This is a genomic window from Serratia sp. CY44782 (assembly GCF_052168715.1).
Lineage (GTDB): Bacteria > Pseudomonadota > Gammaproteobacteria > Enterobacterales > Enterobacteriaceae > Serratia > Serratia nevei.
Genome location: NZ_JBJNME010000006.1, coordinates 325,954 through 345,589, shown reverse-complemented (window position 1 = coordinate 345,589; position 19,636 = coordinate 325,954). Strand labels below are relative to the sequence as shown.

Below are 19,636 nucleotides of genomic sequence, written 5' to 3'. Positions count from 1 at the left end.
TTTCAATGCCGCTCTTTCCCTACCGCAACGGCCGGCTGAATGCCAGCTCGCCCCCCCACGGCGCCGGGACGGGCGCTGTGCCGCAGCCAGCCGTAAAGTTCGGCATTACGCCGGAATCCCATCTTGCGCATAACGCTCATCTTGTGATTGCTGACGGTTTTCACGCTGATGTCCAGCATCCGCGCAATTTGCGTCACCCCCATCTCCCGCGTCATGCAGCGCATGATCTCCTGTTCGCGCAGCGTCAGGCCTCGGTGCTGGCATACGCAGTTCATGCCACAACCCGGCCTGCCCGGCCATTTGCTGCGCCGCTCCAGTTCGGCGCTCACCTGATACAATGCCGATACCAGCGGCGTATCGTGGTAAATGACGCCGGCCTCCAGCGAGCAGCGGGTGCCGACGGTGCGTTTATGCCGCCCCTCCGGCGTTCGCAACGAGAAATACAGCGTTTTGCGCCCTGCGGCCTGCGCCTCAAAGAAGTGACAAAAGCAGCTTTGCACGCCAGGAGGAAAATAGCAGAACACCAGATCGGCTTCGTGAACCTGCTGCGCATCCAGTAACAGCGTGCGCTTGCCGTAAGTGCTGAAATGCAGCGCCAGGGCCTCCTGCCAACCGGCGCTGAAGTAACGGTTTTCATCAAATAGCGCGATTTTTATCATGGTGTTCATCCCTGCCCTCCCGCCGTTCCGGCTTCCCGTTTAACCGCCTGGGCCCCCTTTGTCGGAGCCTGACTGTTGTCGATGCGTAATTCATAAATCATGGTGGCGTTAGGTGGCACTTTCGGCGGGTAGCCGGTTTCGCCGTAGGCCAGCGCCGGTGGCACGACCATCGTCAGCGAACCGTGGTTATGCAGATGGCTTATCGCCTCCCGGAACAGCGGCGGATACTCGGACAACGGTTGCGACAGCACCTTGCCGCTCAGTTCCATATCCTGGATCACCGTGCCGTCGGTCAATTTCTCCTTCACGACCACATCGACCACCGCCGTTGGCGCCAGCACGCCCTCTCCGGCGTAATCCACCCGATACCAAAAGCCCATCGCCGATTGTTTTACGCCCTTTTGTTGACTGAACTGCGCCAGATAATCTTCATCACGCCGCCGCTGTTCGTTAACGCGTTTCTCACGCGCGGCCATGGCGGCGGCATCCGCCTGCGCCGTCAGCGTATTCAGTTCATCCGGCGGCAGCTGCAAACGCCCCGACACGCTATCGATGACGCCCGCCAACAGGCTGTCGCGGTCCACCGGTACGCCCCAGCTTTGACGCTCCGTCACTACCCCCTGAATATCCCGCCCCAGCGCACTGCCCGCCGCATAGGACAAACGCTTGCGTTCATCCTTCAACTGCTCCGGCGTCACCTCCCATTGCAGTCGCTTATGCAGCGCCAACAGCGCTTCGCGCGTCTGCTGGGTCACTTTCTGCTCATCGGCCCGCTTCTGCTCACTCGCCTCCAGCGCGGTACGCAGAGCGTGCAGTTCCTCCTGGTGCTCGCGCTGGCGTTGTGCAAGCGTCTGTACCGATGCCTGCGCAGCGGACTCCAGCTCGGTGACGCGCCGTTCGGCCTGCATCGCCGTCGCTTTGGTTTTGGCGGTTTCCTGCGTCGCCTGCCGCAGCAGCGCCTCGGCGCGCTGCGCATCGGGCGAGCCGCGCCAGGCGGCGCCCAGCCCGGAGATCCACTGCTGCAGCGTTGACGAATCAGGCAACGTCGCGACGGGTGGCATCGCTTTCTCCGCCCGCAGCGCGGCGAGTTCCTGGCGCAACACCGTCAGTTCCATTCGCTGGCGCGCCAGCTGTTGGTCACGCGCCAATAATTCCTGGCTCAGCGTAAAAGCTTTGGCCGGTGAAGCAGGCTGGTGGGTATCCGACGGACGCTTTGCCGGCTCACGCTTTTTTTGCCCCGCCCCGCGGTCGGTTGGCGCCGCGTTTTCGCTCTTCGGCGCGGTGTTCTGCCGTTGATACTGCTCGGCAAACTGCAGCAGCGCCGGCACGCCGTCGTCCGCCTGCGCGACACCGGTGAACAGCAGAGCCGCACAGCCCAGCAGGCGCAGCCTCATTTAACCTGTTCCCCGCGATCCGCCAAGCCGGTCAACACCGCCTGATTCACCCCGGCGCACAGATAGTTGACCTTGTAGCGATACAGCGCATCTACCGTTTCCTGCGTGTCGCCGTTTACCCGTGCGCGCAGGTTGGCGTACTGCGAAGCGCCGCTCATCAGGCTGTCGAAGGCCTGTTTATAGCGCTGGTACTGTTTCTCGTCGATCGTGCGCAATGCACCCAGTTGCTCCTGGCACTGCTGCAGCTGCTCGGCCTCACGCTGCTTGCGCAAAGCCTCTTCTGACGGAGCTTGCACAGCCTGATTTTTGGTGTTCACGGCGGGCTTGCCCGACTTTTGGTTTTGACAGGCAGCGGCGCTCAACGCCAACAGGCACAGCAGGCCCATGCGCAGGGCGCGATTGAGGGGCTTTATCATCATTGCGTTTTTTGTCCTTGTAGACGCTTATTCGTATTCCAACGTAAAAGTGGCCACCGCGCTGAAGGTGCCGCGGCCGATGGACTTCGTTTGGATGGCCTCCGGCTCCCCCTGCACATAGGCCTGCAGCGTGAGCGTGGTGTTGCCGGCATTCAGGCGGAATTTATCGCTGGCGCGATTGAGCGGCAGCGCCTTGCCGGTGCTGTCCTCCAGCCCGATGCCGATCCCCGAGGCCAGGCTGCCGGCATCCAGCGCCAACAGGCCGGGCAGTTTGGCGTTCTCGGTGCCGGTAAACGTGATGGCCACCGTATTGCCCAGGCTGAGATCGCACTCGGTCAGGTGCAACGCGAAGCTTTGGCTATGGGTGCGGATGTTCAGATACAGGTATTTGTCGACGATGGTGCCGAAATCCAGTTGGATATCCTCATCTCCCGGCTGAATGACGCACGGCTCGGCCACCAGCGTACCGTGAAAGCGCATGTTTTCCGCCGCAGCCGCCGGCGGCGCCATCATGCCGGCCGCCATGACCATGCCTGCCCCCAACAGCGCGCTCCGGCGCCGGTTCGTCTCTGTCGCGCGCATAACGCCACTCCCTTTGGTTGTGCTTACGCCGGTCCGGCGCAAGCGGCGTATTAGTCGTAATAAAGGCGGAAATCGATCGCCGCACGGTAGGCGCCGGCGCTCAGCGTCGCCGGGGTTCGCACCGGCGTCACCGTATACGTCAGAGTGTTTTGCCCCGGCGTCAGCAAGATCGGTTTGTTACGCGCGCCGAGGCGCACCGGCAGGCCGCTGGCATCCGCTAACTGCAGCCCCAAGCCGGTGACGCCGGCCACCCTGACCAAACCCGGCGCGTCGTCATCCGCAGGCGCGGCAAACGCCACGGACACTGCGGGCTGACTGCCGCTCCAGGCCAGAACTCCGGTCCAGGCGTCGCGGTTGCTCGCCGGCGCCCGCAGACAGTCTTTCAGCGTCAGCTCGAACGCCACCGGCGTGCCGCGATCGCCCGGACGCTGGAAGTGCGCCGTTCCCGTCTCGCCCAGCCATACTTCCTGACGAGCAGTGGTCATTTCCAGACTGCAGGCGCTTTCCGTCAACGCGCCGTAGACGTGGAGCGTGCCGTTCGCGCCCTCCACGTCCCAGTTGTCCACCGCGCGGGCCGACGGCATCAGCATCAGCATCGTGCCTGCCGTCAGCGGTACCATCAGCGCGGCCAACACCGTCAGGCCGATAGTGCGTCGCTGATGACGTTCATAGGCCTTTCCCAACAGCATGGGGATCTTTCGTTGCATGATTCGTTCACTCCGCTGTGTTCACTCTGTCTTCCCTGCTTGCGCGCGGATCGTCATTTGGCGACCGGCACGACCTGGCAGGCATTGCCGGCGCAGCGGAAGTTCAACTGCGGCCGCCCACCGTAATCGTTGATGTATGCCAGCGACGGGCCGTTGCCGAGGCTCGCGGCGGAGACGTTCAGCGGGGCACTGGCCTTCGGCGCCACCATCAGCGGTTCAAAGCCCGCCGCCCCTTTTCCGCCCTTGCCGGCGCTCGCCTCAACGATCGTCACGTAATAAGGGGTCGGGTTGTTCACCACGTACTTGTCGCCCTGCCGGGTCAGCGTCAGCTGCTCCTGCCACGGTGCGGCGTTCTTTTTCGGGGCGAGCGCCGCCGGGCGATAAAACATTTTGATGCGCGTCTGCAGCGCTATCTGCAGCGTGTTCGGCTTATTGCTGCGCGGCGGGATCTCGCGCAGGTTGAAGTAATACAGCGTCTCCCTGTCCTGCGGCAGCTGACGCGCGGCCGGCAGCGACTGGATCTTCACCTGGCTCGGTTTACCCGGCTCCACCCGTTGCACCGGCGGCAGCACGGTGAAAGGGCTTTGGATTTTGTTGCCGCGATCGTCTTCGATCCATCCCTGCGCCAGATACGGCAACTGTTTGTTCTGGTTACTGATGTTGAGACTGACCGTTTTCAGGTCGCCGTCGAAAATCACGCGCGTGCGATCCAGCGCGATAGCCGCATGAGCGGGCAGGCTGACCGCGCCGATCGTCAACGCGGCGGCGAACGGGCCCACAAGGAAAACGGTCTTTCTGGTCATAGTCAGATTCATCATGTCTTCACGGTTCCAGTCGGCCGGAAGCGGACGAGCCCGCCCCGGCGGTTTAGCGGCGGAGCGGGCTCCGCCGGGTGTATGTCAGTTGGCGTCAGCCGCCGGCTTGCTGCCGGCAAGAGGGCGGCAAGGCAGCAGCAACGTGTTCATCAACATTTCGGCCGGCAGCGGCGACGGCAGCTGAATTTCACACTGCGCCGCGCCGTTCCAGTGCACGCTCATACGCTCGCCGGGGTTAAGGCCGGACAGGTAAACGCTGCCGCCGTCATTGATGATGCCGGTCTCCTGTTTGCGGGCATTCAGCACCGTGGCACCAAACGGCGGCTCGCTGCCGTCCGCCAGCTTGACGATCGCCATCGCCTTCTCACCGGCAATCACTTCAAACTTGCGGTAGCCGATGGCTCCCTCGGTCAACGTGGCCTGCACCACGGAACGCGTCGCCTCGACGTTGTCGCTCAGGCTGTTGAGATCGATGCTGGCCTTGTTGCGGTAGTAGCTGTTTACATCCGCCACCACCGCCTTGCCGTAACGGTTGGTCAGCACCGTACTGCCGTAGCCACGCACCGGCACACCGGCGACGCCTTCGGTATCGAGCAGCAAACGCGTACCGCCCGGCGTATTGACGCGGTGCAGCACCGCCCCTTCCGCCGCCATCGTCAGGCCGCCCTGCGCACCGATGCCGACGGCGCTGTAGCGGCCGGCCTGGTAGCTGGCGTTGGCGTTGATCTGCGCCATGTCGCCCTGATGGCTGTAATAACCGCTGGCCGTCGCTCCGCTGCGTGCGGCGCCGGCGCTGATCTGATAGTTGTTGTGTTCATCGACCCGGTTGTAGTACCCGACTCGGTGAGCGTTCTCTTCGCGATCGAGCGTCATGTTGTAACTGAGCGTGCCTGCACTGCCCCAGGGCAGCGACAGCGACAGATACATCCCGTCGTCGTTGCGCTCGTTGTAACGGTTGCGATAGGCCGACAACGACACGCTGACGTTCTTGAAATCGCCGATGTCGAAGTAGCGCGATACCATCAGGTTGTAACGATCGTTCGGCGCCCGATCCCAGTAGGTTTGGTGGCTGTAGTTGAGATAGGTGCTCAGCCCCAGCTCGCGGAACTGCTTGTTGAAGGTGATGGTGTACATCTCCTTGCTCTTGCCGCTGCGCCCCCCTTCGTAACGCGCATCCAGGTAGTCCCCCATGCTCATGAAATCTTCCTGGGAGAAGCGGTAACCGGCGAAGGTGACCTGGCTGTCGTATTCATCGAAGTTCTTCGAATAGCTCAGCCGGTACGAACCGCCGGTCAGCGTGCCATCCTGCGGCAAACGCGCGCGCGACTGCGTGGCATCGAACGACAGCGCCCCCAGCGCCATCAGATCGCGCCCGATCCCCAGCGACAGCGCGTTGTAATCGCCGCCGGCGATGCCCCCGCCGTATAGCGACCAGCCGTTGCTGATCCCCCAGGAGAACTCGCCGGTGCCGAACATCGGCCCGCGCAGATGGTGCCCCCACTCTGACGGTTTGCCCGTCGCCAGCTTGTAACGCACCGTACCCGGCCGCGTCAGATAAGGAATGTTGGCGGTGTTCATCTTGAACTCCTGCACGCTGCCGTCTTGCTCTTCGACACGCACGTCCAGCTCGCCGGAAACTGCATCATTGATGTCCTGAATGCGGAACGGCCCCGCCGCTACCTGCGTTTCATACAGCACGCGCCCCTGCTGGCTGACCACCACCTTGGCGTTGGTTTTCGCCACGCCGGTCACTTCCGGCGCATAGCCGCGCAGGTTGGGCGGCAACATGCTGTCATCGGATCGCAGACTGACGCCGGTAAAGCGCAGGCTGTCGAAAATGTCGGAGTTCAGGTAATCCTCACCCATCGTCAGCCGCGAACGCAGCGCCGGGATCGCCCGGTAGGCGTAATAGCGGCTCCAGTCGAACTGTTTATCGGTAGGCTGAGAAGAACCGGTCTGATGGTTGAGGTTGGCCTGCCAGTCGGCGCGCAGACGCCAGGCGCCCAGGTTGGCGCCACCGGTACCGTTGCCGCTCAGGCTGTAACTGCTGCCGCCTTTCTGATGCTTTTGCGTTTGGGCGTTGACGTTATAGTCAAACAGCAGCCCAGGAATACCGTCATCCCAGCGCGAAGGCGGGTCCCAGTTTTCCGAGCTGTATTCCAGATAGGCCTGAGGAATGTTGAGATACAGTGAGGAGCTGGCAAGATCGCCGCGGGCTTCCATCCCCGCCAGACTGGAAGCGTCAAGGCAACGGCCGCCGTGCGTCCAATTCAGCGTGCTTAACAGTTTTTCTTTCAGCCCCAGTTGGTTGACCAATTCCGGCGAAAGACAGGCTTCGCTGCCTTTTGGATCGTTCTCGGGCGCCATAAACGTCACCGGCTGTTCCGGCAGATCGTTCTTATTGACATGCACCACCATGGTATAAACGCCCGGCATGATGTAGCCGCTGCGCGTAAATTGGCTCAGATCGATATTTTTACGATCGTTGATGTCCAATACGTCGGTATTGAATTGAATCACGTCGGCGGCATAGACCAACGCGATTGGATTTCCCAGAGAAAGGGCAACGCAAAGCCCCAAGGCCTGAAGACGAAATAACTTCCCTGCCGGTGAAAGCATAATAAAGTCCTTTCAATAACGAATTAACCGTCAGTACGAGAAAAAATCAAAAATAATCCAGCTTAAAACGCACTGTGGAAAAATACGCTCCCACCTTCAACGGCTGGTGATTCGGCATCAACGTCATGGAATAATTCAGCACTCGGTTTCCCGGTATTATTCCCTCCATCGGCAAAGGTTTCCCTGGAATAACCGCCGTGCCGCGGCTGTCTTTTATCTCCAAAGCAACGCCGCGCGCATCGCCCTGTACGCCAAACAGAGCGCCTTCCGCATAACCATCAAACGTGACCTGAAAGAATTTCCAGTCAGGCTTGTTTTCCGGCCGTTCCAAAATGCAATTGACCAATTCGATACTGAAAGGTTTGGTCATCCCCTGGCCGTCACGAATGATCTGCCCGAGAGGAATAGTGTCCATATCGATCGTCTGATCGCGGCTGCCGGCGGCAATGGCGCAGGCGGTGTCGATAATGGCGCCGTGCATGTTGACTTTGCCCCACCCCTGCGCGGCGGAAGTTGCATAGCCGGGCGCAAACGCCAACGACGCCAAAAGAACGGCACCCGCTCGATTCCTTGGTAAAAACATCGCGACATTCCTTTGACAGGGAGATTCACCAGGCATGCGGCGAACCCCATGCCTGGTTGATTAAGCCTTCGGACTCACTTACTGATAAGCCAGGGTGAAATCGGCTACGGCAGTGAAATCGCCCGGAACGATGGCGGCGGAAGCGCCTTCACCCTGCAGGTAGGCGGCGAAATGCAGAGTGTTGTTGCCGGTGTTCAGGGTCTGCGCGGTAGTCGCTTCACCCAGTTTGATCGGCTGACCATTGTAAGAGATGGCTACGCCGGCGCCGCTGGCGGTACCCGCGATACCCAACAGATCCTTGTCGGTGGACGACGCTACGCCGCTGAAGGTGGTTTTAACGGTTTTCAGCGTGGTGATATCACACTGCTCCAGTTTGATTTCAAACGGACGCGGGTTGGATTTGCCGCCGTTTTTCAACGCCACGTTGGAAACCTGGCCCAGATCTACGGTCTGATCGATCGACTCGGGTGCAATAGAACATGGCGCATCAATAATAGAGCCCGTGAAGGTGACCTTACCGTGTCCCTGATCGGCTGCCTGTGCAAAAGAACTTGCGCCAAATGCAATCACTGCAGCCATCATGATTTTGTTAAGTTTCATAGAACCTATATTCCTTATAAGAAAAAATGCATATTCCAATCAAGAAAAAGAGCAACAGGAAACCCGCTCGCGCTTATATATGCGCAGCCCTGATTCTTTAGCATCTTGCTGGTTGGTTAACTGCCAAAACCCAAAGGCACCGACAATAAATATGTCGATTACGGCAAGCTCGCAGCGGCCCACCCATTAATGAATTCGTCATATAAAAATAAACGAAATCACAACAAGCAGAGGCCAATACTTTCTAATCCGCCCTTCTTGTCCGGCGATGAATATTCTGGCAAATGCCTCCAAGCAAAAAAGGCTTTTTTTGATCAAGGCGAACATTCGCAATTTATTTCCTAATTGAAGTTAATTTACTGTTATTTTTAGGCTCATAGATCGTAAAAGATGCTTTTATAGAGCAATATCCTGTTTTTCTGGGATTCCCAAGTAATCAGATCGCAAAGTGGCACTTTGTGAATATAATAAACCAAAATTTTAGGTTTCCGCGTGACGCCTCCCCTGCCTTGGTATAGGTAAAAACGGGGCGGGCAACGCCTTTTTTTTCAATCCTGATAAATAGATAGGATTTTTCTTTGTTCGCGTTTTACCTCGTTGTTGGTAGGCAGCGAAAGTTTGTTTTTTCTTAGGAATACGGCAATCGGAATACAGAGGAAGTGCTATGGAAGCGTTATCTCCGAAACAAAAGGAAATACGGCAATTGCAGCACGATCTGCTGCAAACATTATTTGCGCAGTCACCCCGCAAGTGCCCTGTCGCCGGTCTGCCGCCGCCGCAGCAATGGCTATCGACGCGGCAACTGGCCAATGCCGTCAACGTCGGTGTTTACCGGGCTCGGCGGCTGTTGTTGGATCTTGTCGCCCGGCAAAAAGTGATTGTGACGGACGGCTCTATCAACAACTCGTTGAGGTGGTATCCCACCGCGTTGCTGAACGGTGATAACGACGGCATCCCCAACAGAGATGCCCTCACTCCCCTTTAACGAAATAAATATGGCCAACCGGCCTGATTGGCGATATTTCATTGCGGAGTAATGCCGCACACTATTTATATATATTGGGATATTATCGTGAGAAAAACAGCCCTGCTATTTTTACGTTGCTGCCTGGCATTATCTTTCTTCATGCTGCTTGGCAATGCCAACGCATTTACCTGCCGCACGTCCGATGGCGGACTGATTCCACCCGGGGGCTCCACCACGCCGGTTGACGTCCGGGTACGCATCGGGCCACAGCTTTCTTATGGCAAAAACGAAATCGTCAACGTCAGCCAGGTCACCTGTAAAAACGACGTCGCGAGCTGGTATGACTATCTCAAAACCGACAGCCCGGCGCTGTCGATGAACAGTGCGATTTTTGGCACCATCGGCAGCGGTACCACCATCAACGGCAGCGATTACAACTCTCCGGTGCCATCAGGTATCAGCGTACTCAGCCTTACCGGGTTACAGACCCAGTCGGTCGCCATCCGGGTCTATATCGTGTTGAACCGTTTCCCAACGCCGGACATCAAGGTGAACAAGGGTGACGTCATCGGCCAAATCAACTTTATTCAGACCAACGATCAGCCGGGTTGCCCGCAGTGCGGCGTTTATCGCTGGCGCCTGATCGCCGACAACGACGCCTACTTCGTCACCACCAGTTGCACCATCAACAACGGCCAGCAAATTAACGTCGACTTTGGTCAGATCCGCCAGGACTTTCTGACTCAAAGCGCCAGCGACGCCCAAATCAAACAGGACAAGGCGCTCAGCTACCAATGCGACGACCAGAGCGCGACGCAGGATATTCTGATCCGCATGGTCAGCGACGCCAGTGGCTTCTCCAGCGATTTTATCAAAACCAGCAACCCTAACGTCGGCGTGGCCATGGTGTATAACGGCGCGGTGGTAAAGCCCAACAATGCCTTCAGAACGCGCATCGTCAACGGGCTGGGCAACGACACCGTAACCTTTGTGCCGGTGAAGAACAATGTGCCTTACACCAGCATCGCCACCGGCCCGCTGTCAGGCTCGGCCACGCTGATCTTCAGCGCACCTTGAAACGGGAGCCAGAATGAACATGACGAAAAAAATGCGCTGCGCTCTGCTGTGGTCACTGAGCCTGATCAGCGCCGCCGCCCAGGCCGCCGACCAGGGCACCAAGGTCAACATCACCGCCACCGTGGTGGCGCCTCCGCCTTGCGTGATCAATGACGGGCGCACCATCGATATCGACTTCGGCAAGGTCGGCATCAAGCGCATCGACGGCAATCGCTATATGCAACGCATCGATTACAGCATCAAATGCGAGTTTCTGGATAACAGCCGCCAGCTGAAAATGAAGATCATGGGCGGCGCGGCGTCCTTCGACGGCAGCGTGTTAACCAGCAGCGTCAATGGATTGGGCATCAAGCTGTTGGCCAACGGTAAGGCCTTCGCCATCAATACGCCGCTGAACATCGATTACGCCAATCCGCCGACGCTTGATGCAGTGCCGGTGAAAAACAGCGCCGTCACCCTGGCGGAAGGCGATTTCACCAGCGGCGCCACCATGCTGGTGGACTACTTTTAATCACCGCGACCCAGGAACTCGCGAAAAAAAAGCCGCAACGTCTCCGTTGCGGCTTGGTCGAGAATCTTGCGCCTGGGGCGCGCTCCTCACATCAGGGTATTTAGCCGAAGATCCCGCCGAACCACTGGCTCAGCTTCATCATCACCATATCCCAGATGCGGCTGAAGAAGTTGCCCTCTTTCACCTCTTGCATCACCACCAGCGGGTGCTGTTCGATGGTCTTGCCGTCCAGTTGGAAATCGATGGTGCCGACCACCTGGTTTTTCGCCAGCGGCGCTTCCAGCGTCGGCTGGGTCAGCTTGTAGCTGGCCTTCAGGTTTTTCATCTGCCCTTTCGGAATGGTGACCGAGGCGTCTTTCGCCACGCCGAGCGGCACTTCGCTGACGTCGCCGAACCACACTTTCTGGGTGACGAACGGCTTATCGGCCTTGATTGGCGTCGCGGTTTCATAGAAGCGGAAGCCCCAGGTCAGCAGCTTTTCGCTTTCGCTGAAGCGCACGCGATCGCTCGGCGCGCCCAGCACCACCGAGATCAGACGCATCGGGCCGTCGGTGGCCGACGCCACCAGGTTATGGCCGGCGCCGCTGGTGTAACCGGTCTTGATGCCGTCGACGTTCAGGTTGCTGCTCCACAGCAGGCGGTTGCGGTTAATCTGGCGGATCTTGTTAAAGGTGAACTCTTTTTCTTTATGCAGCGCGTATTCGTCCGGCACGTCGCGGATCAGCGCCTGGCTCAGCAGCGCCATGTCGCGCGCCGTGCTGTACTGCCCTTCCGCATCCAGACCGTGCACCGTCAGGAAGTGGGTATTCTGCAGGCCTAGGGATTTGGCGTAGTTGTTCATCAGGCCGACGAACGAATCCTGGCTGCCCGCCACGTAGTCCGCCAGCGCGATGCTGGCGTCGTTGCCCGACTGGATCACGATGCCCTTATTCAGCTCCAGTACCGGCACCTGATCGCCCGGCTTGATAAACATCAGCGAAGAACCGCGCAGCGCCGGGTTACCAGGCGCCCAGGCGTCTTTGCCGACGGTGACCAGGTCTTCCGGCTTGATCTTGCCGGCCTTGATCGCCTGGCCGATCACGTAGCTGGACATGATCTTGGTCAGGCTCGCGGGATCGAGACGGGTGTCGGCATTGCCTTCGGTCAGCACCTTGCCGCTGTTGTAATCCATCAGAATGTAGGCCTTGGCGTCTACCTGCGGCGGCGCCGGCGGCTCGGCCGCGTGCACGGCCGGGGTGGCCAGCAACAGGATGCCTACGCTGAAGGTCAGTTTTTTCAGGGAAGTGGATAAGTTTTTTTTCATCATGACGTCGCCAGAGTGTCCATTCAAACCATTGAAATAGCGTTAACTTTCAAACATGTTCACGTTTTAAGCCAACCAGCGAGAGTGGCCCGGTGCGCGCGTGCCGGCCGCAACCCCCTGCGGCGCCCATAGCGGGTAACGCAACGCACCGAAAATGCCCTTGCTGTGAGTTTATGTGATTTATCTTATTTTTGCAGGGTTTAGCGTGAATTTTCAGCATTTTTACATAACTGTACGCAGGCCCCCGCTTATCGTTCAAAAAAGCATCGTGACGCGCATTTTTGCATCCACCCACGGCTACACGGCCAAGCATCTGCACCGCTAAACATCTGCGCATCTATACGTCTAAAAAAGATTAATATATTCCATAATGGCATATAGAACCGTTATTTGTTCTTTTTAAAGCGCTTATCCTCAGCGCTATCATCCATATAACGACTTTTATACCGAATAATCCTGGAGATGAGTCATGGCGATCCCCCATTCCGTCATCGAGATGATTGGCAATACCCCGATGCTGGAACTGACCCAGTTCGATACCGGCCCGTGCCGGCTGTTCGTCAAGCTGGAGAATCAAAACCCCGGCGGTTCGATCAAAGACCGCGTGGCGCTGTCGATGATCGAACAGGCCGAGCGCGACGGCAAGCTGCAGCCGGGCGGCACCATCATCGAAGCCACCGCCGGCAATACCGGCCTGGGATTGGCGCTGGTGGCGGCGCTGAAAGGCTATAAGCTGCTGCTGGTGGTGCCGGACAAGATGAGCCGCGAGAAGATCTTCCACCTGCGCGCACTGGGCGTGGAAGTGCTGTTGACCCGCTCGGACGTCGGCAAGGGGCATCCGGCTTACTATCAGGATTACGCCAAACGCCTGGCCGGGGAGATCCCCGGCGCCTTTTATATCGATCAGTTCAACAACCCGGCCAACCCGGCGGCCCATACCACCACCACCGCCCCCGAACTGTGGCGGCAGATGGAGCATGAGGTGGACGCTATCGTGGTTGGCGTCGGTTCCGGCGGCACGCTGGGCGGGCTGAGCCGCTACTTCGCCGACGTTTCGCCGCAGACGGAATTCGTGCTGGCCGACCCTGCCGGCTCTATCCTGGCGGACTATCTCGATAACGGCCACATCGGTGAAGCGGGCAGCTGGCTGGTGGAAGGCATCGGCGAAGACTTCGTCCCGCCGCTCAGCGACTTTGACCAGGTCCGCCACGCTTACCGCATCGGCGACGCAGAAGCCTTCACCACCGCGCGCGATCTGCTGCGCAAGGAAGGCGTGCTGGCGGGCTCGTCCACCGGTACCCTGCTGGCCGCCGCACTGCGTTACTGCCGCGCACAGACCGAACCCAAGCGGGTAGTGACCTTTGTCTGCGACAGCGGCAACAAATACCTGTCTAAAATGTATAACGATCACTGGATGCTGGAACAGGGCCTGCTGAGCAAACCGCAGCACGGCGATCTGCGCGATCTGATCGCCTACCGCCACGACGAAGGCGCCGCCGTTTCCGCCGCGCCGGACGACACCTTGGCGATCGTGCACGCCCGCATGCGGCTGTACGACATCTCGCAGCTGCCGGTGCTGGAAGGCGATCGGGTGGTCGGCCTGATCGATGAGTGGGATCTGCTGAACGCCGTCCAGGCCGACGCCGCCCACTTCAGCCTGCCGGCCAGTAGCGCAATGACCAAGCGGGTCCATACGCTGCAAAAAGAAGCCGGCTACGACGAATTACAGGCCACCTTCAACCATGGCCACGTCGCGGTAGTGCTCGACGGCGAGCGCTTCCTCGGCCTGATTACCCGCACAGACGTGCTTAACGCCTGGCGCCAAAAATTACGTTAATAAGGACCCATTATGGCCAAGTTTGATACGTTGACCGTTCACGCCGGTTACACCCCGGACGCGACCGGCGCAGTGATGCCGGCAATTTACGCCACCTCCACCTACGCCCAACCGGCGCCGGGCGAGCATACCGGCTACGAATACTCCCGCAGCGCCAACCCGACGCGCACCGCGCTGGAAAGCGCCATCGCCGAATTGGAAGGCGGTAGCCGCGGCTACGCCTTCGCCTCCGGCCTGGCGGCCTGTTCCACGGTGCTGGAGCTGCTCGATAAAGACAGCCACCTGATCGCGGTGGACGACCTGTACGGCGGCACCTATCGCCTGCTGGAAAAGGTGCGCAGCCGCACCGCCGGCCTGCGCGTCACCTACGTGTCGCCGGCGGATCTCGCCGGGCTGGAACAGGCGATCGAGCCGGATACCAAAATGATCTGGGTGGAAACCCCGACCAACCCCTTGCTGAAACTGGCGGATCTGAGCGCCATCGCCGCGATCGCCAAAAAGTATCAGCTAATCAGCGTGGCGGACAATACCTTCGCTTCGCCGTATCTGCAGCGTCCGCTGGATCTGGGCTTTGACGTGGTGGTGCACTCCGCCACCAAATACCTCAACGGCCACTCCGACGTGGTGGCCGGCGTCGCGGCGGTGGGGGATAACCCGGCGCTGGCAGAGCAGCTCGGTTTCCTGCAAAACGCGGTCGGCGGCATTCTCGATCCGTTCAGCAGCTTCCTGACGCTGCGCGGCATCCGCACCCTGGCCCTGCGCATGCAGCGCCACAGCGACAGCGCACTGCGCATCGCCCAGTGGCTGGAGAGCCAGCCGCAGGTGGAAAATGTCTACTATCCCGGCCTGCCGAGCCACACGCAGCATGAGCTGGCGGCGCGCCAGATGACGCGCTTCGGCGGCATGATCTCGGTGCGGTTGAAAGGCGACGACGCCTATGCGCGCCGGGTCATTCAGCGCTCGCGCCTGTTCACCCTGGCGGAAAGCCTGGGCGGCGTGGAAAGCCTGATCAGCCAGCCGTTCAGCATGACGCACGCCTCCATTCCGCTGGAACAGCGCCTGGCAACCGGCATCACGCCGCAGCTGGTGCGCCTGTCGGTGGGGATTGAGGATGTGGAAGATCTGATCGCCGATCTGCAGCAGGCGCTGGCGGAATAATCGCCCGAATCAATCGCCATCAGCCCGGCCGGCGCGCCGGGCTTTTTTGTGCCTGATGTTCAGACGCCGATGACGTCCCGATAAAAGCGCTGTGCCACATCGGGGTGGGAACGGATGCGGCCTTTCAGGTAGTTATACCCCACGTCGCGCAGCAGCGGGTTGAGCGGATCGCTGGCCGGGCCGCGCGCCTGCGCCGCCAACTGCGGCGGCAGTTGATACAACGGCACCACCGCGTCCAAGCGCGCGCCGAGGAAGAAGGCGATCGACAGCCTATCGCGCCCCGCCGGCGGCGTTTCCACCCGGTGCACCGTGGCGCGCAGGTAGCCGTTGGTCGCCAGCTCCAGCAGCTCGCCGATGTTCACCACGAAGGTGTCCTCACGCGGCAGGGCGTCAATCCACCGCCCTTCGCTCACCTCCACCTGCAGCCCTTTTTGCGCGTCCTGCAGCAGGAAGCTGAGAAAGCCGGAGTCCTTGTGCGCGCCGACGCCCTGTGCGCTGGCGGTAGCGTCCCGCCCCGGGTAGCGAATCAGTTTGATGTGTTCGTTGGGCTTCTCGCCGTACAAGCGATCGAAAGCCTGCTCCGGCAGCGACAGCGCCAAAGCGAAAGCGCGCAGCAGCCGCAGCGACATGGCGGTCATCGCCTGTTGCCACTGCAGCAGCAGCGGTTTCAGCGTCGGCAGCGCCGCCGGCCACTGGTTTGGCCCCTGCAGACGCGCCCAGCGCGGGGTGTCGTCAGACAGCGTCAGCGCCGGGCGTTCGGCGCCGATATCGAACTGCTCACGCCAGTCCGGCTGGCCACGCGTCAGCTCCGCCGCCGCCCGGTTGTAACCACGAAAGTGCGGCGAATGCACCATCTGCACCGCCAATTTGTCGGCTTCCGGCAGCGCGAAGAATTGCCGCGCGCCCTGCTGCAGCCGCGCATTCAGCGCACTGTCCACGCCGTGGCCGCGCAGATAGAAAAAACCGACGTCGCGGGCCGCCACGCGCAGATCGTCGAGAAAGGCGCGCCGCCGGCGCGCATCGCCGTCAAGCTGCGAAAGATCCAGCAGCGGCAGCGTCTTCAGCGTCGTCAGGTGCGTCATCTTGCGGTTCCTCGTCCTCCCCGATCGCGATCGGGCTGCCATACAGGCGAATAATCAACATTGTCACTCCCCCCAGCGGTTGGCTGCATTGGTCTTCTAGTTAGCACCGCGTTCGCCGGGGCGGCCAATATTGTTGCGTTCTAAGTTATGCAAACGTTCAACAAACTGTCGCAAAACCGTCATCAATGTTTCTTATGCTCTGCGCAATTTCGCCGACGCCGCTGGCTGGCGATGGGCGCTATCCGCTATCCTGTAAACGACCTCATACCCTGCCTGCCGGAGAAATACTGATGGATTTAGCCTTATTCGACCTGGATGAAACCCTGATTGACGATGACAGCGCCAGCCTGTGGATCCGCTGGCTGGTCGGCCAGGGCTTCGCGCCGGCGGAGCTTGAACTGCAAGAGCAGCAGCTGATGCAGCTCTATTATCAGGGCAAGCTGTCGATGGAGGACTATATGCAGGCTACGCTGGCGCCGTTGACCGGCCTGAGCGTGCAAACCGTGGCCGGCTGGGTGCAACGCTACATTCGCCGCGATATCCTGCCGCGCGTCTACCCCGCCGCCCGTGAGCGCCTGCAGTGGCACCGCGAGCGCGGCGACTGCATCCTGGTGATCTCCGCCACCGGCGAGCATCTGGTGGCGCCGATCGCCGAACAGCTCGGCGCCGACGATGCGCTGGCTATCGGCGTGGAAATCAGCGACGGCCGCTTCACCGGCAACACCTACGGCACCATGACCTACCAACAGGGCAAGGTGATCCGCCTGCAGCACTGGCTGGCGCAGCATCCGCACCTGAAATTCGAACATAGCCACGGCTACAGCGACTCTCTCAACGATAAGGCGATGCTGCAATTCGTCGACAGCGCTACAGTGATCAACCCCGACAGCGAACTGAGCGCGCTGGCGGCGGAACACGGCTGGGAAGTGTGCCGCTGGGAGCGCTGAGCGGCAGGCAAAAAGTGCCCTGAGGTGTGACAAAAAGCGCATTGTGGCGTAGGTATTAAGGGTCTTTAATCCGCTAACGGAGTTATCCCATGCTGACCATTTGGGGTCGTGAGAATTCGAATAACGTCAGGAAGGTGCTGTGGTGCGCCGCCGAACTGGGGCTGAGCTACACCCACATCAACGCCGGTGGCGCGTTCGGCAAGGTGAACGAAGAGAGTTACCGTGCGCTGAACCCGAACGGCCTGGTGCCGCTGCTGCAGGACGATGACTTCGTGCTGTGGGAATCCAACACCATCGTGCGCTACCTGGCGGCGAAATTCGGCGACGCGACGTTCTATCCGCAAGATATGCAGGCGCGTGCCGCCGCCGAGAAGTGGATGGACTGGACCACCTCGACCATCGTCCCGGCCTTCACCATCGTCTTTTGGGGCCTGATCCGCACCGCGCCGGAATTGCGCGACATGGCGAAAATCGAAGCGGCGATCGCCACGCTGGAAAAACACTTCGACGTCATTGAACAGACGCTGGCACGCCAGCCTTACCTCTCCGGCGATGCATTCGGCTTCGGCGACATTCCGCTCGGCAGCTTCGCCTACGCCTGGTTCGAGATGCCGATCGCCCGCCGTTCGCGGCCGAACATGGAGCGCTGGTATCAGCAGCTGCGCGCTCGCCCGGCCTACCAGCGCGGCGTGATGAGCGAACTCACCTGATGCGTGCGGGGCGTTACGACGCCCCAACCTTCAGCAGCTTGCCGTCCCGTTCGTCCGTCAGCAGATACAGGTAGCCATCCGGCCCGCTGCGTACCTCGCGAATGCGCTCGCCGCGATCGCCCAGCAACCGCTCCTCCGCCACCACCTTATCGCCTTCCAACGTCAGGCGAATCAGCTCCTTTTGCGCCAGCGCGCCGATGAACAGCGAGTGCCGCCAGGCGGTGAAGCGCTGCCCGTCATAAAACGCCATGCCGCTGAGGCCGGGCGAAACCCGCCAATAGTGCAGCGGCTGTTCGGTGCCGGGCACCCGTTCCCCCTTGGCCTCCGGGATCGGCTGGCCGGAATAATTGATGCCGTAGGTGGCCAGCGGCCAGCCGTAGTTTTTACCCGGCTGCGGGATGTTGAGCTCATCGCCGCCGCGCGGACCGTGCTCGTGTTCCCAGATCGCGCCGCTCCACGGGTTCAACGCCAGCCCTTGCGGATTGCGGTGGCCGTAGGACCAAACTTCCGGCCGTTTGCCGGCCTGGCCGATCCATGGGTTGTCCGGCGGCACTGCGCCTTCGGCGGTCAGCCGCACCAGCTTGCCCTGCAGCTTGTCGGTCTCCTGCGCCGTCGGCCGCTGGTTGTTTTCGCCCAGCGCGATAAACAAGTAGCCCTGCCGGTCGAACGCCAGCTTGCCGCCGAAGTGATTGCCGACCGACAGCTTGGGCCGTTGGTGGAAGATCACCTTGAAGTTTTCCAGCCGCGCGCCGTCTTCGCTCAAACGGCCGTAGCCGACCGCCGTGCCGGCTTTGCCGCCCTCGCCCGGTTCGGCGAAGCTGAGGTACACCCGGCGGCTGGCGGCGAAGTCGGGGGCCGGCAACACCTCCAGCAGGCCGCCCTGCCCCTCGGCGTATACCTGCGGTACGCCGGCGATCGGCGGCGACAGGCCTTTGCCCTGCTGCCACAGCCGCAGCCGGCCGGGCCGCTCGGTGATAAGCAGGCCTTGTTCCGCCGGCAAAAAGGCCAGCGACCACGGGTGTTCCAGGCCGTCCTGCAGTTGGCTGACCGTCGGCGCGGCGTGCAGCAGGCCGCTGCACAGCAGCAAACCGGCCAGCAAAGTCAATCGGGGCATGGCATCCTCCTGGGGGTGAAATGACCCGTTTAGTGTAGCCCACTCAGCGGGCGCGGTCGTTTGCATTACATTTCAACAGGTTGCCTTTTGGCCACAGTGTGCTTAAGTTAACGCATCACCCAGGAGGAATCATGGACATTACCGTTACCGACGCGATTGACGAACACACCCTCGATGCGATCAGGCAAGGCCTGCGCGCTTACAACCTGCCGCATATCGACGCCCGTCACCGCAAGTCGCTCAGCGTCTATGCGCGCGACGAGGCCGGCACGGTGATCGGCGGGCTGACCGCCGAAACCTGGGGCAACTGGCTGAGCGTCGAGTGGCTGTGGGTGGCGGACTCCCAACGCGGCAGCGGCCTCGGCGGCCGGTTGATGCGCGCCGCCGAACGCGAGGCGCAGGCGCGCGGCTGCCGCTACGCTCGCCTGGATACCTTCAGTTTCCAGGCGCGGCCGTTCTACGAAAAACTCGGCTATCAGCTGCAAATGACGCTAAAAGATTATCCGGTGGAACATGAGTGTTATTTTCTCACCAAAACCCTGACTGATTAATGGA

Annotated in this window: 20 protein-coding genes; 8 read left to right on the top strand and 12 right to left on the bottom strand. The window is 60.5% G+C overall.

Features of this window, described 5'->3' with window-relative positions:
- Positions 1 to 2: 2 nt before the first annotated feature.
- From ACJ8HT_RS13960 to ACJ8HT_RS13920, 9 genes are all read right to left on the bottom strand, one after another.
- Complete coding sequence (locus ACJ8HT_RS13960) at positions 3 to 668, bottom strand: response regulator transcription factor (protein ID WP_195873615.1); 666 nt, start codon at positions 666 to 668, stop codon at positions 3 to 5.
- On the bottom strand, positions 665 to 2,053 hold the full coding sequence (locus ACJ8HT_RS13955; protein WP_197652073.1) for an FKBP-type peptidyl-prolyl cis-trans isomerase N-terminal domain-containing protein: 1,389 nt from the start codon (positions 2,051 to 2,053) through the stop codon (positions 665 to 667). Before ACJ8HT_RS13955 ends, ACJ8HT_RS13960 begins: the two co-directional genes overlap by 4 nt.
- Positions 2,050 to 2,472, bottom strand: a complete 423-nt coding sequence (locus tag ACJ8HT_RS13950; protein ID WP_060435266.1) for a hypothetical protein — start codon at positions 2,470 to 2,472, stop codon at positions 2,050 to 2,052. The genes ACJ8HT_RS13955 and ACJ8HT_RS13950 overlap by 4 nt, the downstream gene beginning before the upstream one ends.
- Positions 2,473 to 2,496: 24 nt before the next feature.
- Positions 2,497 to 3,051, bottom strand: a complete 555-nt coding sequence (locus ACJ8HT_RS13945; RefSeq protein ID WP_195873613.1) for a fimbrial protein — start codon at positions 3,049 to 3,051, stop codon at positions 2,497 to 2,499.
- A 50-nt stretch (positions 3,052 to 3,101) separates the two neighbouring features.
- Entirely contained in the window at positions 3,102 to 3,740 is a 639-nt protein-coding gene (locus ACJ8HT_RS13940) for a fimbrial protein (protein WP_053056822.1), read from the bottom strand.
- A gap of 71 nt (positions 3,741 to 3,811) precedes the next feature.
- A complete protein-coding gene (locus ACJ8HT_RS13935; protein ID WP_376787970.1) occupies positions 3,812 to 4,576 on the bottom strand; it encodes a fimbria/pilus periplasmic chaperone in 765 nt (254 codons plus the stop codon).
- Between the two features lie 81 nt (positions 4,577 to 4,657).
- Positions 4,658 to 7,192, bottom strand: coding sequence for an outer membrane usher protein (locus tag ACJ8HT_RS13930; RefSeq protein ID WP_072271313.1), 2,535 nt, complete (start codon positions 7,190 to 7,192; stop codon positions 4,658 to 4,660).
- 46 nt (positions 7,193 to 7,238) lie between these two features.
- Positions 7,239 to 7,775, bottom strand: a complete 537-nt coding sequence (locus ACJ8HT_RS13925; protein ID WP_197652075.1) for a fimbrial protein — start codon at positions 7,773 to 7,775, stop codon at positions 7,239 to 7,241.
- A 78-nt stretch (positions 7,776 to 7,853) separates the two neighbouring features.
- Positions 7,854 to 8,375 (bottom strand): fimbrial protein, encoded by a 522-nt coding sequence (locus tag ACJ8HT_RS13920; protein WP_025302212.1) that lies wholly within the window; start codon positions 8,373 to 8,375, stop codon positions 7,854 to 7,856.
- 664 nt (positions 8,376 to 9,039) lie between these two features.
- Here ACJ8HT_RS13920 and ACJ8HT_RS13915 point away from each other — a divergent pair.
- The 3 genes from ACJ8HT_RS13915 to ACJ8HT_RS13905 all read left to right on the top strand — a co-directional run bounded on the left by ACJ8HT_RS13915 (position 9,040) and on the right by ACJ8HT_RS13905 (position 10,930).
- Complete coding sequence (locus ACJ8HT_RS13915; protein WP_047728024.1) at positions 9,040 to 9,360, top strand: hypothetical protein; 321 nt, start codon at positions 9,040 to 9,042, stop codon at positions 9,358 to 9,360.
- Between the two features lie 141 nt (positions 9,361 to 9,501).
- The gene (locus tag ACJ8HT_RS13910; protein ID WP_072265445.1) at positions 9,502 to 10,419 is read left to right on the top strand and encodes a fimbrial protein; all 918 of its coding nucleotides are present in this window, start codon (positions 9,502 to 9,504) and stop codon (positions 10,417 to 10,419) included.
- 13 nt (positions 10,420 to 10,432) lie between these two features.
- Entirely contained in the window at positions 10,433 to 10,930 is a 498-nt protein-coding gene (locus ACJ8HT_RS13905) for a fimbrial protein (protein ID WP_195873611.1), read from the top strand.
- A 100-nt stretch (positions 10,931 to 11,030) separates the two neighbouring features.
- Here the strand turns inward: ACJ8HT_RS13905 and ACJ8HT_RS13900 are convergent, their stop codons facing one another.
- The gene (locus ACJ8HT_RS13900) at positions 11,031 to 12,236 is read right to left on the bottom strand and encodes a serine hydrolase (protein WP_193776816.1); all 1,206 of its coding nucleotides are present in this window, start codon (positions 12,234 to 12,236) and stop codon (positions 11,031 to 11,033) included.
- 466 nt (positions 12,237 to 12,702) lie between these two features.
- On the opposite strand from ACJ8HT_RS13900, the gene ACJ8HT_RS13895 reads away from it, so the two are divergent.
- Both ACJ8HT_RS13895 and ACJ8HT_RS13890 read left to right on the top strand, forming a co-directional pair.
- Positions 12,703 to 14,070, top strand: a complete 1,368-nt coding sequence (locus ACJ8HT_RS13895; protein WP_197652076.1) for a pyridoxal-phosphate dependent enzyme — start codon at positions 12,703 to 12,705, stop codon at positions 14,068 to 14,070.
- 12 nt (positions 14,071 to 14,082) lie between these two features.
- The gene (locus ACJ8HT_RS13890; RefSeq protein ID WP_197652077.1) at positions 14,083 to 15,228 is read left to right on the top strand and encodes a trans-sulfuration enzyme family protein; all 1,146 of its coding nucleotides are present in this window, start codon (positions 14,083 to 14,085) and stop codon (positions 15,226 to 15,228) included.
- A 59-nt stretch (positions 15,229 to 15,287) separates the two neighbouring features.
- Here the strand turns inward: ACJ8HT_RS13890 and ACJ8HT_RS13885 are convergent, their stop codons facing one another.
- On the bottom strand, positions 15,288 to 16,310 hold the full coding sequence (locus ACJ8HT_RS13885; protein ID WP_197652078.1) for an isopenicillin N synthase family dioxygenase: 1,023 nt from the start codon (positions 16,308 to 16,310) through the stop codon (positions 15,288 to 15,290).
- A gap of 290 nt (positions 16,311 to 16,600) precedes the next feature.
- Between ACJ8HT_RS13885 and ACJ8HT_RS13880 the strand changes: the two genes are divergently transcribed.
- Together ACJ8HT_RS13880 and ACJ8HT_RS13875 are read left to right on the top strand one after the other, a co-directional pair.
- Complete coding sequence (locus ACJ8HT_RS13880) at positions 16,601 to 17,257, top strand: HAD family hydrolase (RefSeq protein WP_004938759.1); 657 nt, start codon at positions 16,601 to 16,603, stop codon at positions 17,255 to 17,257.
- An 89-nt stretch (positions 17,258 to 17,346) separates the two neighbouring features.
- Entirely contained in the window at positions 17,347 to 17,967 is a 621-nt protein-coding gene (locus ACJ8HT_RS13875; RefSeq protein WP_197652079.1) for a glutathione S-transferase family protein, read from the top strand.
- Between the two features lie 13 nt (positions 17,968 to 17,980).
- Here the strand turns inward: ACJ8HT_RS13875 and ACJ8HT_RS13870 are convergent, their stop codons facing one another.
- The gene (locus tag ACJ8HT_RS13870) at positions 17,981 to 19,081 is read right to left on the bottom strand and encodes a PQQ-dependent sugar dehydrogenase (RefSeq protein WP_197652080.1); all 1,101 of its coding nucleotides are present in this window, start codon (positions 19,079 to 19,081) and stop codon (positions 17,981 to 17,983) included.
- A 131-nt stretch (positions 19,082 to 19,212) separates the two neighbouring features.
- Here ACJ8HT_RS13870 and ACJ8HT_RS13865 point away from each other — a divergent pair, with 131 nt between their 5' ends.
- A complete protein-coding gene (locus ACJ8HT_RS13865) occupies positions 19,213 to 19,632 on the top strand; it encodes a GNAT family N-acetyltransferase (RefSeq protein ID WP_197652081.1) in 420 nt (139 codons plus the stop codon).
- The last annotated feature ends 4 nt before the right edge of the window (positions 19,633 to 19,636 follow it).